The 13,990-nt window shown below is 69.4% G+C and carries 16 protein-coding genes; 4 read left to right on the top strand and 12 right to left on the bottom strand.

Going from position 1 to position 13,990, the window contains the following annotated elements; all coding sequences use genetic code 11:
- The first annotated feature begins 75 nt into the window (after positions 1 to 75).
- The 3 genes from AB0H43_RS18835 to AB0H43_RS18845 are packed head-to-tail and all read left to right on the top strand — an operon-like array spanning position 76 to position 1,647.
- Positions 76 to 849, top strand: coding sequence for an ABC transporter ATP-binding protein (locus tag AB0H43_RS18835; RefSeq protein ID WP_360000643.1), 774 nt, complete (start codon positions 76 to 78; stop codon positions 847 to 849).
- Complete coding sequence (locus AB0H43_RS18840; protein WP_360000644.1) at positions 846 to 1,166, top strand: cupin domain-containing protein; 321 nt, start codon at positions 846 to 848, stop codon at positions 1,164 to 1,166. The genes AB0H43_RS18835 and AB0H43_RS18840 overlap by 4 nt, the downstream gene beginning before the upstream one ends.
- Before the next feature lie 19 nt (positions 1,167 to 1,185).
- Positions 1,186 to 1,647 (top strand): nitroreductase/quinone reductase family protein, encoded by a 462-nt coding sequence (locus tag AB0H43_RS18845; protein ID WP_360000645.1) that lies wholly within the window; start codon positions 1,186 to 1,188, stop codon positions 1,645 to 1,647.
- 154 nt (positions 1,648 to 1,801) lie between these two features.
- Here the strand turns inward: AB0H43_RS18845 and AB0H43_RS18850 are convergent, their stop codons facing one another.
- The 7 genes from AB0H43_RS18850 to AB0H43_RS18880 form a co-directional block, all read right to left on the bottom strand.
- Positions 1,802 to 2,542 (bottom strand): VIT1/CCC1 transporter family protein, encoded by a 741-nt coding sequence (locus AB0H43_RS18850; RefSeq protein ID WP_360000646.1) that lies wholly within the window; start codon positions 2,540 to 2,542, stop codon positions 1,802 to 1,804.
- Positions 2,539 to 3,393, bottom strand: coding sequence for a type I methionyl aminopeptidase (map, locus tag AB0H43_RS18855; protein ID WP_360000647.1), 855 nt, complete (start codon positions 3,391 to 3,393; stop codon positions 2,539 to 2,541). Before map ends, AB0H43_RS18850 begins: the two co-directional genes overlap by 4 nt.
- A gap of 10 nt (positions 3,394 to 3,403) precedes the next feature.
- Positions 3,404 to 3,961: a pyridoxamine 5'-phosphate oxidase family protein gene (locus tag AB0H43_RS18860; protein ID WP_360000648.1), complete on the bottom strand. Its 558-nt coding sequence runs from the start codon at positions 3,959 to 3,961 to the stop codon at positions 3,404 to 3,406.
- Between the two features lie 20 nt (positions 3,962 to 3,981).
- Positions 3,982 to 4,686 (bottom strand): gamma-glutamyl-gamma-aminobutyrate hydrolase family protein, encoded by a 705-nt coding sequence (locus AB0H43_RS18865; RefSeq protein ID WP_360000649.1) that lies wholly within the window; start codon positions 4,684 to 4,686, stop codon positions 3,982 to 3,984.
- A 31-nt stretch (positions 4,687 to 4,717) separates the two neighbouring features.
- Positions 4,718 to 5,476, bottom strand: a complete 759-nt coding sequence (locus AB0H43_RS18870) for a 3-oxoacyl-ACP reductase (RefSeq protein WP_360000650.1) — start codon at positions 5,474 to 5,476, stop codon at positions 4,718 to 4,720.
- A 125-nt stretch (positions 5,477 to 5,601) separates the two neighbouring features.
- Positions 5,602 to 6,942, bottom strand: a complete 1,341-nt coding sequence (locus AB0H43_RS18875) for an aldehyde dehydrogenase family protein (RefSeq protein WP_360000893.1) — start codon at positions 6,940 to 6,942, stop codon at positions 5,602 to 5,604.
- A gap of 5 nt (positions 6,943 to 6,947) precedes the next feature.
- Positions 6,948 to 8,294 (bottom strand): glutamine synthetase family protein, encoded by a 1,347-nt coding sequence (locus AB0H43_RS18880; RefSeq protein WP_360000651.1) that lies wholly within the window; start codon positions 8,292 to 8,294, stop codon positions 6,948 to 6,950.
- Between the two features lie 106 nt (positions 8,295 to 8,400).
- On the opposite strand from AB0H43_RS18880, the gene AB0H43_RS18885 reads away from it, so the two are divergent.
- Positions 8,401 to 9,573 carry an FAD-binding oxidoreductase gene (locus tag AB0H43_RS18885; protein WP_360000652.1) on the top strand — a complete coding sequence of 391 codons (1,173 nt, stop codon included), beginning with the start codon at positions 8,401 to 8,403 and terminating at the stop codon, positions 9,571 to 9,573.
- Positions 9,574 to 9,656: 83 nt separating this feature from the next.
- Here AB0H43_RS18885 and AB0H43_RS18890 read toward each other — a convergent pair whose 3' ends face one another.
- The 5 genes from AB0H43_RS18890 to AB0H43_RS18910 all read right to left on the bottom strand — a co-directional run bounded on the left by AB0H43_RS18890 (position 9,657) and on the right by AB0H43_RS18910 (position 13,853).
- Entirely contained in the window at positions 9,657 to 10,505 is an 849-nt protein-coding gene (locus AB0H43_RS18890) for an ABC-2 family transporter protein (RefSeq protein ID WP_360000653.1), read from the bottom strand.
- Positions 10,495 to 11,277, bottom strand: coding sequence for an ABC-2 family transporter protein (locus tag AB0H43_RS18895; protein ID WP_360000654.1), 783 nt, complete (start codon positions 11,275 to 11,277; stop codon positions 10,495 to 10,497). The genes AB0H43_RS18890 and AB0H43_RS18895 overlap by 11 nt, the downstream gene beginning before the upstream one ends.
- Positions 11,274 to 12,293, bottom strand: coding sequence for an ATP-binding cassette domain-containing protein (locus AB0H43_RS18900; RefSeq protein ID WP_360000655.1), 1,020 nt, complete (start codon positions 12,291 to 12,293; stop codon positions 11,274 to 11,276). Before AB0H43_RS18900 ends, AB0H43_RS18895 begins: the two co-directional genes overlap by 4 nt.
- A gap of 63 nt (positions 12,294 to 12,356) precedes the next feature.
- The gene (locus AB0H43_RS18905) at positions 12,357 to 12,890 is read right to left on the bottom strand and encodes a hypothetical protein (RefSeq protein WP_360000656.1); all 534 of its coding nucleotides are present in this window, start codon (positions 12,888 to 12,890) and stop codon (positions 12,357 to 12,359) included.
- Positions 12,891 to 13,016: 126 nt separating this feature from the next.
- Positions 13,017 to 13,853, bottom strand: coding sequence for a GNAT family N-acetyltransferase (locus AB0H43_RS18910; RefSeq protein WP_360000657.1), 837 nt, complete (start codon positions 13,851 to 13,853; stop codon positions 13,017 to 13,019).
- Positions 13,854 to 13,990 lie beyond the last annotated feature (137 nt).

Genomic DNA, 13,990 nt, shown 5'->3' on the forward strand with positions numbered 1-13,990 from the left:
CCACGAATAATCCCGGAAACGGTGGGAGCGCTAAACTCTCCGGGTCCGTCCAGCCTCGACCGGAAGGCGTACGCCGTGATCACAGTTGAAGGGGTGTCGCAGACATTCCGTAGCGGCAAGGGTGTCGTCGAGGCTCTCGCCGATCTGAACCTCACCGTCCATGACGGAGAGTGCGTCGCCGTCATCGGGCGTTCGGGCTGCGGAAAGTCCACTTTGCTGCGCCTCATCGCAGGGCTGCTGCGGCCGACGTCCGGCACCGTGGCGGTCGACGGCGAACCCGTCGCCCGGCCCCGCGCCGACGTCGCCATGATGTTCCAGCGCCCGGCTCTGCTGCCCTGGCGGAGCGTGCTGACCAACGTCATGCTGCCGCTGGAGATCAGCAAGGAGCGGACCGAGGAGGGTCGGCGTCGCGCCCGGGATCTGCTCGAGCTGGCCGGGCTGGGCGGCTTCGAGAACCGGCTGCCGCACGAGCTGTCCGGCGGCATGCAGCAGCGCGTGGCGCTGTGCCGGGCCCTGGTGACGGAGCCCCGCGTACTGCTCATGGACGAACCCTTCTCGGCGCTGGACTCGCTGACCCGCATCGAACTCGGCGAAGAGCTGCAACGCGTGCACATGAGCCGCAAGACCACGATCGTGCTCGTGACGCACTCGATCGAGGAGGCCGTGCTGCTCGCCGACCGCGTCGTCGTGCTCAGCTCCCGGCCCGGCCGCGTACGCGACGTCGTCGAGGTGAAGATCCCCCGCCCCCGCGAACTCGGCCCGAGCGCACACCTCACCGAGGTCGCCGAGGCCAGCGCCCAGCTGCACGGCCTGCTCATGAACCCCACCCCCGCGAGGAGCGCATCGTGACCGACGTCCGCGAGATCCAGCTCGGCCCGGTCGGCCAGCGGGTCGTCTTCGAGAACGAGCACGTACGCGTCTGGGAGATCACTCTGGCGCCGGGCGAATCGCAGACGTGGCATCGGCACGAGAACCCCTACCTCGTCATGGCGCTGGAAGGCGCGCGTAACCGGATCGTTCCGGTCGACGGCGGCGAGCCCCGTCGCGTCGCCGAGGAAGCCGGCAACGTGATCTTCCGGCCCGCCGGTGAAGTGCACATGCTCACCAATGAGGGCGACACGACCTACCGCAGCCGCCTCGTGGAACTGTTGACTACCAACCAGTAGTTCCCGGCATACTGTCGCGATGCTCGTCAAGCTCGCGCAGCGCCTCGGTCGTCACCAGTGGTTCGCCAAGTCGATGCGGGTCCTCCTGCCGCCCCTGGACATCCGGGTGGCCCGCCTGACCAAGGGCAAGGTCATCGCGCTCGGCATCCTGCCGTCGCTCGTGCTGACCACGACCGGCCGCAAATCCGGCGAACTTCGGCGGCAGCCGCTCATCTATGTGCCGGACGGCGACGGCTACGTGGTCATCGGCTCCAACTGGGGTCAGCCGAACCATCCGGCCTGGTCGGGTAACCTGCTGGCCAACCCGGAGGCGAGCGTGCTCGTCAAGGGGCGGGAGGTTCCCGTCCGCGCCGAGCTGGCCGAGGGCCCCGAACGGGAGCGCCTGTGGGAGTTGCTGCTCGTGACCTGGCCCGCCTACCAGGCGTACGCCGAGCGCTCAGGACGACGGCTGCGCATCTTCAAGCTGAATCCACGCGACTAATCGAGTTATCGATCAGGGCGGCGGGGGATCGATCAGGGCGCTCCGGACACGACACGCCGGTCGATCATGCCCGATAGTTGATGATCGCGCGGAAAGAACCAGAGGGAACGCGCTGAATGAGCGCCTGGGAAGGCGCGCGGAAAGGGCGGGCGGGCTAGAGGGCGGTGGTGGAGCCGTCGATCAGTTTGCCGATCGCATACGTCGCCCCGGCGGCCAGCAGCCCCAGCACCAGCTGCCGCAGCCCGGAGGTCCACCAGCCGCGGTGGGTGAAGCGCGAGGTCAGCGCACCCGCCACGAAGAGGCCGACGCCGCCGATGGCCAGGGCCAGCCACAGTGAATCGCTGCCGAGCAGGTACGAGATCAGCGGGATCAGCGCGCCGATGGAGAAGCAGACGAAGGAGCTGATCGCGGCGGTCCACGGGCTCGGCTGCGCGTCCGGGACGACGCCCAGCTCTTCCTGGGCGTGCACCCGCAACGCTTCTTCCGGGTTGTCCTTCAGGAAGTGCGCCACCTGCCGGGCCAGGTCTTCGGGCAGCCCGCGTTCCGTCCAGTTCAGCGCGAGCTCTTCGGCCTCGGCGTGCGGGTTGCGTTCGAGTTCTCGCCGCTCCTTGGCCAGTTCGGCCTCCAGCTGGTCGTTGGCGGTCGTGACGCTGGTGTACTCCCCCAACGCCATCGAGATCGCCCCGGCGACCAGGCCCGCCATGCCGGTGAGGATGATCGCGTCCCGCGACAGGCCGCCGCCGCCCACACCGGCGATGAGGCCGATGTTGGTGACGAGCCCGTCCATCGCGCCGAAAACGGCCGCGCGCAGCCAGCCGCCGGTCACGTCCGCGTGGTGGTGCTCGATCAGCGCCGCCGGAACCGCGTCGGCGTCTCCACCGGATGAAGAGGTCACGGCAGTGTCAGGATCTCGTGACCGTCCTCGGTGACGAGGATGGTGTGCTCGAACTGGGCCGTCCAGCGACGGTCCTTGGTGGTCGCGGTCCAGCCGTCGGGCCACATGTCGAACTCGGTCGTCCCGAGCGTGATCATCGGCTCGATGGTGAAGGTCATCCCCGGCACCATCTCCTCGGTCGCGCCCGGCGAGTCGAAGTGCGGCACGAACAGACCGCTGTGGAAGGCCCGGCCGATGCCGTGCCCGCCGAAGTGGCGTACCACGCCGTAGCCGAAGCGTTTCGCGTACGACTCGATGACCCGGCCGATCACGTTGATCTGCCGGCCGGGCGCCACGGCCTTGATGGCCCGCATGGTCGCCTCGTGCGTGCGCTCGACGAGCAGCCGGTGCTCCTCGGACACCTCGCCGACGCAGAACGTGGCGTCGGTGTCGCCGTGGACACCGTGGATGAACGCGGTCACGTCGACGTTGATGATGTCGCCGTCCTCGATGACCGTGGTGTCCGGGATGCCGTGGCAGATGACCTCGTTGAGGCTGGTGCAACAGCTCTTCGGGTAGCCCCGGTAGCCGAGGGTGGACGGGTAGGCGCCGTGGTCGCAGAGGAACTCGTGGACGACTCGGTCGATCTCCTCGGTGGTGACCCCGGGCTTGCAGTGCTCCCCGGCCAGGACGGTGGCCTGCGCCGCGAGGCGGCCGGCGATGCGCATCTTCTCGATCGTCTCGGCGTCCTGCACCTCGGTGCCGAGCCGCTTCGGCTCCTTCCGACCCACATACTCCGGGCGCGGAATGCTCGCGGGCACCTGCCGCATCGGCGAGAGCTTCCCGGGCTTCAGCGGAGCGCGTACCGTCATGATCTCGACCCTACCAGCGGACCGGCACCCCATCGATGCTGGTGGCGTTCTTGCGCGCCCGGTATTCGGCCTGCTCCTCGGGGGTGCGCCGATCCCAATACCGGCTCAGCAGGTCCCGGTCGCCCTGGTACTCCATCAGGGGCACCGCGTATCCACACGAGTCACTCACACGCGTGACGTCGACCACGTTGATGTTGCGCAGGCCCGGCGCGGGCTCCGGGAAGTTCGCCAGCATCTCCGCGAAGCCCGGGTCCTGCGGCAACAGCACCTGGCCGTGGCCGTGCAGCCGGTAGATCTTCGGCGGCCCGCTGAACGCGCAGAACATCAAGGTGATGCGGCCACCCGCCGGGTCGTCGCGCAGGTGCGAGACCGTCTCGTTCCCGCTTCCGCCATATTCCAGATACGCACAACGCAGCGGCCCGAGCACGGCGAAGCTGCCGCTCATCCCTTTCGGGGACAGGTTGACGTGCCCCGACGGATCGGCCGGGGCGGTCGCGACGAAGAAGACCGGCTGCGCCAGCAGGAAGTCCCGGATGCGGTCGTCGATGTGCGGATAGACCTGGCCCATGACTGGATCATGGCAGGCTGTCACACATCTTGGGACGCGGTTACCAAACTCTGGAACAACGGGGTGTCCGGGTCGGTCTCCGGGTGCCACTGGACGGCGACGGCGTACCGGTGGATCGGGGACTCCATCGCCTCGATGACGCCGTCCTCGACACACCAGCCCACCGGCGTGAACGCGCCCGGGTCGGCGACCGCCTGGTGGTGCAGCGTACTGGTCTTCGCCACGCCGCCCATGATCTCGTGCAGCCGCGACTGCGGATCCACCTGCACGACGTGCTCCCCGTACGCCACCTCGTCGAACGGCGGCGGCCGATGCAGGGAAGTGCTCACGAGATCGGGCAGGTGCTGGTGCAGCGAGCCCCCGGTAACCACGGCGAGCAGTTGCATCCCCCGGCAGACGCCCAGCACCGGCAGGTCCCGGTCGAGGGCGCCGCGGGCGAGCAGCGACTCCGCCGAATCCCGGTACGGCTTCGGATGCGTCGCCGGATGCCGCTCCTGACCGTAACGAGCGGGGTCGATGTCGGCCCCGCCGGTCAGGACGAGCCCGTCGAGGACGTCCAGTACGCCGGCGTCGACGTCGTCCGGCGGCAGCAGCACCGGCCGGCCGCCGGCCGCCTGGATCGCCTGGAGGTAGGTCACGTGCAGCAGGGCGGCCGGGGTGTCCCGGTACAACGCCCAGCTCGCGGGCTCCTGATAGGTGGTCAGCCCGATGATCGGTCGTCTCACAGCGCCTTCAAGTGCGTCGGGTCGGTTCGTCTCACAGCGGCGTCACGTACGCACCAGTGATGCCTCCATCCACGATGAACTGTGAAGCGGTGATGAAGGATGCGTCATCGCTGGCGAGGAACGCGACCGCGGCCGCGATCTCCTCCGGTCGAGCGAATCTACCCATGGGGACGTGCACCAATCGCCGGGCGGCCCGTTCGGGGTCTTTGGCGAACAACTCCAGAAGCAGTGGGGTCGCCACCGGACCGGGACAGAGCGCGTTCACGCGGACGCCCTGCCGGGCGAACTGTACGCCCAGCTCCCGAGTCATCGCCAGGACGCCGCCCTTGCTCGCCGTGTACGCGATCTGGCTGGTCGCCGCGCCCATCAACGCCACGAAACTGGCGGTGTTGACGATCGATCCCCGCCCCTGCTCCAGCATGATCGGCAGCACATACTTGCAGCCGAGATAGACACTCGTCGTGTTGATGCGCAGTACGCGTTCCCACGCGGCCAGACCGGTCTCCAGAATCGAGTCGTCGTCCGGCGGGGAGATCCCGGCGTTGTGGAAGGCGACGTCCACCCGGCCGTGCCGGTCTTTGACCCCGGCGTACAGGGCTTGGACGGCCGCCTCGTCGGCGATGTCGGCCACGACCGGGTCGCCGCCGATCTCGGCGGCCAGCTCGGCCGTGTCGGTGAGGTCGACGGTGACGACCTTCGCGCCTTCCGCCGCGAGCCGTCGGGAGGTGGCCAGCCCGATGCCGCTGGCCGCCCCCGTCACCACCGCGACCCTGCCCTCATACCTGTTCACACATACTCCCTATCTGTGATCATTGCGTCAGCCATGCGGTTTCATCGGACAAAACGTCGCGCGAAGCAGCTGACCGCACTCCTGGCGGCTCGGCGCAAGCGCGTCCCCGGCGGCTGACGCAATGATCATGCGTTGGCGAAGAAGACGGTCTTGATGTCGGTGAAGGCGAGCAGGGCGTCCGGGCCCAGTTCGCGGCCGAGCCCGGACTGCTTCATCCCGCCGAACGGAGTCCAGTACCGCACGCTGGAGTGCGAGTTCACGCTCAGGTTGCCCGTCTGCACTCCACGAGAGACGCGCAGCGCCCGGCCGAGGTCCCGGGTCCAGATCGAGCCGGACAGCCCGTACTCGGTGTCGTTGGCGAGCCGGATCGCCTCCGCCTCGTCGTCGAACGGGAGCACGCTCAGCACCGGGCCGAAGACTTCCTCGCGCCAGACGCGGGCACCGGGACCGCCCGCGGCCAGCACCGCCGGGGCGTACCAGAAACCGTCGCCGCCGGGGGCGGATCCGCGGAACAGCACCTCCGCCTCTTCCACATAGGACGAGACGCGGGCTCGATGGGCCGCCGAGATCAGCGGACCCATCTGGGTGTCCTCCTGGTTCGGGTCGCCGACCCGCCAGGCGGCGACCGCCGGTTCGAGCAGCGCCAGGAACTCGTCGTAGACCGCTCGCTGGACCAGCAGCCGGGATCGGGCGCAGCAGTCCTGCCCGGAGTTGTCGAAGACGGACTCGGGGGCGGTCGCCGCCGCGCGTTCGAGGTCGGCGTCGGCGAACACGATGTTGGCGGACTTCCCGCCCAGCTCCAGCGTCACGCGCTTCACCTGCTGGGCGCAGGTCGCCATGATCTGCTTGCCGACGGCGGTCGAGCCGGTGAAGCCGATCTTCGCGACGTCCGGGTGCTCGACCAGCCGGGCCCCGGCGACGGGTCCCTCGCCGGGCAGCACCGTGAAGACGCCCTCGGGCAGCCCCGCGCGGACGGCCAGCTCGGCCAGGCGCAGCGCGGTCAACGGCGTCGCCTCGGCCGGCTTGAGCAGCACGGCGTTGCCCGCGGCCAGCGCGGGCGCGAAACTCCAGGCGGCGATCGGCATCGGGTAGTTCCAGGGGACGATCACGCCGACGACGCCCAGCGGCTCCTGGAAGGTCACAGTCATCCCGCCGGCCACCGGGATCTGCGAACCCAGCAGCCGCTCGGGCGCGCCCGCGAAGTAGTTCAGGACGTCCCGGACGTGCTCGGCCTCCCAGCGGGCCAACGAGATCGGGTGCCCCGCCTCGGCCACGCTCAGCTCGGCCAGCTCGGCCCGGTGCTCGTCGACCACGGTGGCGAAGCGACGCAGGAGTTTCGCCCGGTCGCCCGGCGACACCGCAGCCCACGAGGGGAACACGGCGCGTGCGGCGGCGACGGCGTCGTCGACCCCCTCGATCGGCGTCGGGGTCACCTCGGCCACCGGCAGGCCGGTCGCCGGATTCAGAATCTTCACAGTCGTTCGTACCCCCGTCGCAGCTCCCAGTCGGTCACGGCCGCGTCGAACGCCTCGATCTCCACCTCGGCCGCCCGCGCATAGTGCTCCGCCACCGCCGGGCCGAAGAACTCGGGCACGATCGCCGACTCCCGCCAGACCGACAGCGCTTCGCGCAGGGTAGCGGGGACGCGGGGAGCGCTGCTGTCCGCGTATGCGTTGGTCGTGAATTCGGGCTCGAGCTCCAGCTTCGCGGACAGCCCGTGGCGCGCGGCCGCGACCAGCGCGGCGATCGCGAGGTAGGGGTTCACGTCCGCGCCCGGCACGCGGTGCTCGACCCGCAGCGACGGACCGTGCCCCACCAGCCGCAACGCGCAGGTGCGGTTGTCGCGGCCCCAGCGCAACGCGGTCGGCGCGAACGACCCCGGCTGGAATCGCTTGTAGGAGTTGACATTCGGCGCGAGGAACAGCGACAGTTCGCGGGTCGCCGCCAGCATGCCCGCGAGCACGTGGGTGCCCAGCTGCGACAACGCGCCGTCGGGTCCGCTCATCACCGGCTCTCCCCGACTGGTACGCAGAGAGAAGTGCACGTGGCACGAATTGCCCTCGCGCGCGTTCGGTTTGGCCATGAACGTGATCGAGCAGCCCTCCTGGGCGGCGATCTCCTTGGCCCCGTTCTTGTAGACGGTGTGGTTGTCGGCGGTCGTCAGCGCCTCGTCGTAGCGGAACGCGATCTCGTGCTGGCCGAGGTTGCACTCGCCCTTGGCGCTCTCGGGATAGAGCCCGGCGCCCGCCATCTCCTGACGGATGCGGCGCAGCAGCGGCTCGACCCGGGCGGTGCCGAGCACGGAGTAGTCGACGTTGTAACCGTTGACCGGGGTGAGCGCCCGGTAGTCCCGGCGCTGGGCGTCCTCATAGGACTCCTTGTGCGCGACGAACTCCAGCTCGGTCCCCACATACGCGGTCAGTCCGTGCTCGGACTCCAGCAGGTCGAGCTGGCGGCGCAGGATCTGCCGGGGCGACTCGGCGACCGGCGTCCCGTCGAGCCAGGCGAGGTCGGCGAGGACGAGGGCGGTGCCCGGCTGCCACGGCAGGCGGCGCAGCGTCCGCATGTCGGGGATCATGGCGAAGTCGCCGTATCCGCGCTCCCAGCCCGAGATGGCGTATCCGCCGACGGTGTTCATCTCCACGTCGACGGCGAGCAGATAGTTACAGGCCTCGCTGCCATGGGCGAGCACCTCGTCGAGGAAGAACGGCGCGTAGAGCCGCTTGCCCTGCAGCCGCCCCTGCATGTCGGTCAGCGCGAGGAGCACCGTGTCGACCGTCTCGGCCGAGATCGCGACCCGTAACGCCTCGATGCTCATCGGTGCCTCGTTCACACGTCAGATCTACCGGTCGGCTGTTCGAACGTCAACAGTCACACCGCTCGACGTCTGGCGTGTCGGCGTACGCTTTGATAGATCTCTCTGGGTGACATCCGAAACCCGCGCCGTAGTGATCGGGGGCGGCATCGTCGGCTGCTCCGTCGCGTACCACCTGGCGAGTCTGGGGTGGACGGAGATCACCCTGCTCGAACAGCATCAGCTCACCGACGGGACGACGTGGCACTCCGCCGGTTTCGTCACGCCCCTCCGCGGCTCCCCCGCGACCCGCGCGCTGGTCGGTTACCTGCCCGCGCTCGCCGATCGCCTCCGCGCCGAGACCGGGCTCGACCCCGGATGGCGTCCCGTCGGCGGTCTCCGGCTGGCCTCGACTCCGGCACGGGTGGCCGCGTTGACCGCGTTGGGCGTCGAGCTGCGGCCGCCGTCGTCCCTGCCGCCGCTGATCGACGACAAGGACGTGCAGGCCGTCGGCTGGGTGCCCGAGGAGGGCTTCGTCCGGCCGAAAGACCTCCCGGCCGCGCTCGCCGCCGCCGCGACCGCACTCGGCGTGACCGTCCGGACCGGCGTACGCGTCACCGGGCTGACCGTCGCGTCTCGTCGCATCACCGGCGTCCGGACGTCGGACGGCGACCTCAAGACGAGCACGGTGGTGCTGGCGGCCGGAGCCGCGTCGGCGCACCTGGGGCACCTCGCCGGGGCGACCGTGCCCGTCGCGCCGGTCAACCACCAGTACGCCGTCACCGCCCCGTTCGAGACCCCGCTCGATCCGGACACCCTGCCGACCGTGCGAGACCCCGATCGCAACCTCTACCTGCGCGGCGCCGGTGGCGGCCTGATCCTGGGGGCGTACCCGTCGGCTCCGGTCCCGGCGTGGCCGCTCAACGGCGCGCCGCCGCTCGCCGAGTCGCGTGCGCAGGCCACCCCGGCGCCGATCGACGAGCTGGTCGCCGCCGCGTCCGGCCGGATCCGGGACCTCCCCGAGATCGTCAAGGTCATCTGCGGCCCCGAGGCGTTCACCCCGGACGGCGAGCCGCTCGTCGGCCAGACCGACGTCCCCGGCCTCTGGGCCGCCGCCGGGATGAGCCTGCACGGCATGGCACTCGCCGGCGGCGTGGGCAAGGCGCTCGCCGAGCTGATCACGTCCGGCTCCTCCGAAGTGGACGTACGCTCGCTCAGCCCGCAGCGGTTCGGCCCGTTCGCGCACAACCGCCACTGGACCACGACCCGTGCCGTGGACGCCTTCGCCCGCCTCCGCTCCTGACGTGCCTGATCATTGCGTCAGCCATGCTGCTTCGCGCGACGAAATGTCCGCTCAAACAGCATGGCTGACGCAATGATCATGAGTTAGTGGCCGGCGCTTTCGTAGCGGCGTAAGCCGCGGCGGAAAAGATAGACGGCGAAGAACCACCAGGCCGCCGCCACCACCGGGGTGAGGATGCCGAGCCAGGCGTACCCGCCGCGGTCGAGCAGCCAGGCGGCCGGGAAGAACCCGGCGAAGGCGAACGGCGCCGCCGCCCCGAGCAGGAACCGCAGGCCGAAGCCGTAGATGCCCAGCGGGTACCGGGCGAGTTCGCCGACCTGCCACGCGGTCATGGCGAACATGGGCATCGGCATCCGCAGCCAGAACGACACCGTGTTGGCCACGACGCACATCGCCAGCCGCAGCGCGATGCCGCTGATCATGAGCACCAGCAGGATCAGCACGTTCAGTGGGGTCCAGTGGACGTCGACTCGGGTGAGGGCCCAGGTCAGCATGGCGGCCGAGGCCACGAGGTCGCCCACTCCGTTGAAGCCGACCCAGGCGCTCATGACCTGCATCAGCGGCGGGGCCGGTCGCGTCAGCGCGTAGTCGAGCTGACCGTTGTGGATGAAGGACGCGAGCTGCCAGATCCCGTCGGAGATCACCGGCACGACTCCTGAGCTGACCCCGGCGAGGGCGTAGATCAGCACCATCTCCGGGTAGGACCAGCCGTTGAGGTGCGGGACCCGGGCCATGACGACGCTGAGGAAGACCAGCCCGAGGGACTGCGTCACGATCCCGGCCGCGATGAGGATCCAGAAGTCGGAGACGTACTCCAGGACCGCCCGGACGACCGCGCCCAGGCTACGGCGATAGAGCCGGGCGTTCCGGCGTACGCCCGCCCACCCGCCCCAGAAAAGGACTTTCGACTGCCGATCGCTTTCAGCCACCATGGACGGTCACCTGCCGGGAGGCCGCGCGGAACGCCACGCGGGCGATGAACCAGAGGGCCACGACCCAGAACACCTGTCCCCCGATCAGGAGGTACGCCGTCGAGGTCGAGACCTTTCCGAGGTAGATCAGGGCCGGCGTCGAGGTCAGGCTGGCGAACGGCAGCACCGCCGCGGTCGCCTGGAGCCAGCCGGGCATGAGCGACAGCGGGACGAGCGAGCCGGAGAGCACCGCTCCCAGCGCGTTCCGGGCCCAGGCGACACCGTGGAAGTTCTGCGTCCAGAAGACGAGCTGCGTCGTGAGGAACCCGATGCAGAACCGGATCGGCATCACGCACAGCAGGCTCAGCAGCAACAGCGGGATGTTGCTCGGCCCCGGCATCGGGCCGGCCACGAGGACGAAACCGGCCCCGACCGTGACGATCATGATCAGCTCCATCGGCAGCCCGCCGAGGACCTGGGCGAACATCATCTTCTGCGTCTCGATCGGCTTCACCAGGTCCAGCGCCACCTGACCGTCGCGGATGCGGTTGGCCAGCGTCCACTCCCCGATGGCGTTGCCGAGCCAGCCCGTCACATACCCCACGAGCAGGTACGCCTTCATCTCCGGCAGGGTGAAGCCGCCGATGCTGCCGCCGTTGGACAGCAGGGCGCTCCACAGAGCCACGGTGGCGACGAGTTGGAAACACGCCGCGACCGCCGCCATCAGGAACGCCGTCCGGAAGGCGAACGTGCTCCGCATGGAGTTGCGCGCCATCGTCAGGTACGCCCTCACGGCGTACTCCCCTCGGCGAGCAGCAGCTCACCGGCGTAGACCTTGCGGACGACGTCCTCGATCGCGGGCTCGTCGATCTTGACTTCGAGCACCTCGGCGATCTGCGCCACCCCGGCGAGGACGGCTCCGGCGGTCAACTCCGCCTTGTCGAACGCGACGGTGAACTCCCGCCGCCCCTCGGCCGCCGCCGTGACGGTCGCCTGGGGGAACCGGCCGGCCAGGTCGGCGACGGTCAAGTCCGAGCCCAGTTGCAGATGCACCCGGCGTTCGCGGGCGTACCGGTCCTTCACCTGGGCGAGTGAACCGTCGTAGATCACCCGGCCGTCGTCGATGATGACGATGCGCTCGCAGGTGTCCTCGATGTCGCCGAGGTCGTGCGTGGTCAGCATGATGGTCGTCCCGTCCGCCTTGAGCTGCCGGAGGAACTCCCGGACCCGGTCCTTGACCGAGATGTCGAGGCCGATCGTCGGCTCGTCGAGGAACACGATCCTCGGGCTGTGCAGCAGGGCGCAGGCCAGATCGGCCCGCATCCGCTGACCGAGTGACAGCTTGCGGGCCACCACCGGCAGCAGCTCGTCCAACCCGAGCACTTCGTCGAAGCGCTTCAACTGGGCGCGAAAACGATCCGGGGTCAGGTCGTACATGTCCCGGAGCAGCGCCAGGGACTCCCGGACCGGCAGGTCCCACCACAGCTGCGTACGCTGGCCGAACAGCACGCCGATCTGGCGGGAGTTGGCGACGCGGTTGCGGTGCGGGACCAGGCCGCCGATGCGCACCTCGCCGCTGGTCGGCTCGACGATGCCGGTGAGCAGCTTGATGGTGGTGGACTTGCCGGCCCCGTTCGGGCCGACGTACGCGACCGCCTCACCGGCCTCAATGGAGAGATCGACGCCACCGACCGCCGTTTTCGTGCTGTACCTGCGTTGGAATAAGTGTTTGACCGAACCGCGCAACCCCGGATCCTTCTCGGGGCGGCGGAAGGTCTTGGTCAGGTCATGAGCTTCGAGCAGCGCCACCCGAGGATGTTCCCACCGGTACCCGACCGGCCCAAATGGTTTTATGGGAGCGCTGCGTCACAGCTAGCCGTCGGTGGGGACGGCCTTCGCCGGCTCGGCTTTCGCGGGCTCGGCGGCGGGGCCCTTGGTCGACACCGTGGTGCCGAGCTTCTCCCAGACCAGCCCGATCTGCCGGGCGATCGCGCAGACGACCGCCGGGACGACCGGCAGCAGCCAGTCGTAGAGCCAGCCCTGGGGACTCAGGTTGATGACCAGCACCGCCGCCGCGGCACTGCCCACCCCCATCACGAGTCCACGCCAGGCGGCCCGGCCGGTGTGCCCGATCGCGGCGCGGCGCGCGGCTTTGTCGGCCATGCCCGGGAAACCGGCCAGCGCCCTGGAGTCCCGGCGACCGAAGTTGAAGCCGGCCATCGCCAAGGTGGCCGAAGTACCGACGACCACCGCCGTCACGCTGTTGTGGGTCATCAGCATCAGTAAGGCGGCGGCGACGACGCCGACCCCGATCGACACTGCGGCGCGGATCCATTCCTGCTTCTCTCCGGGGTACCAGTAGTACTTCGTGGTGCTGTCGGAGAGCTTCTTCTCGATCCGCCCCATCGGGCCCACACACCTCTGCGCCAGTAACTTGCCTGCCCCTCTATCGTTGCGCAACGTAGTCGCTCATATGCGCAAAGTAGCGAAATACGCGGGGATCGGCGCGCCGCGATTCGATCCGGTCCGTCCTCAGAAGAGCACTGTGGCCAGCTCCGCGACCTGCTGAAAGCCACACGTCTTGTACGCACGCCGAGCCGGCACGTTGTAATCGTTGACGTAGAGGCTCACCGTCGGGGCGACCCGCCGCAGTGCGTCGTTCACCACCGCTGCCATGCCGGCCGTCGCGATCCCCCGCCCCCGCCATGCCGGATCCACCCAGACGCCCTGCACCTGTGCCGTATGTGGAGTGATCACCGCGAGGTCGGCCTTGAACACGACTCGCCCGTCGACCACCTTCGCGTATGCCCGGCCCGACTTGACCAGCTCGGCGACTCGCTGACGGTAGCCCCGGCCACCGTCCAACGGGGAGACTCCGACCTCCTCGGTGTACATCGCGACCGCCGCCGGGAAGAGCACGTCGATCTCGTCGGCGCGCATGAGGCGTACCCCTGGATCGGCCGGAACCGGCGCGGGCCGGGAAGCGACCAGCAGCGGCTGCACCGCGCGGACGTCGCGAGCCCGCCCCCACCGGGGCGAGAGCCGGTCCCACAGGTCGATCACCTGGTCGCGCTGGCCCACGATGCTCGTGCAGGTACGCCCCAGGCGGCCGAGCACGTCGGCGAAGGCGACGACCGCGTCGCCGGTGGCTGCGACCGGCGTGAGCTGGGTACCCAGCCAGCAGATGGCGTCGAGCCGGCCGCGCGGACCGTAGCCGTAGATCCGGCCGTCGGCCCGCCACCAGCCGAGGCCGCGCGCGGTGAGCCGCTCCCAGACCTGAGCGGTGACGTAGGGATCCGTGGCGAGCAGCCGCTCGATCTCCGGCCGGTCGGCCTCGCCGAGCTGCCGGACCGCCGACTTCGTGAGCACGCTTCCAGCCTGCCAGAACACGAAGGTTCGCGCGACCACTTGCAGGCGATCAGTTTCCGATATATCGTTAACGCATCGGTGATAGAACAGCGATAGGAGAACCGAGATGAGGAACCGCATCCCTCGAGAACTGCGCG

Source organism: Hamadaea sp. NPDC050747 (assembly GCF_040654195.1).
In the GTDB taxonomy this organism is placed as follows: domain Bacteria; phylum Actinomycetota; class Actinomycetes; order Mycobacteriales; family Micromonosporaceae; genus Hamadaea.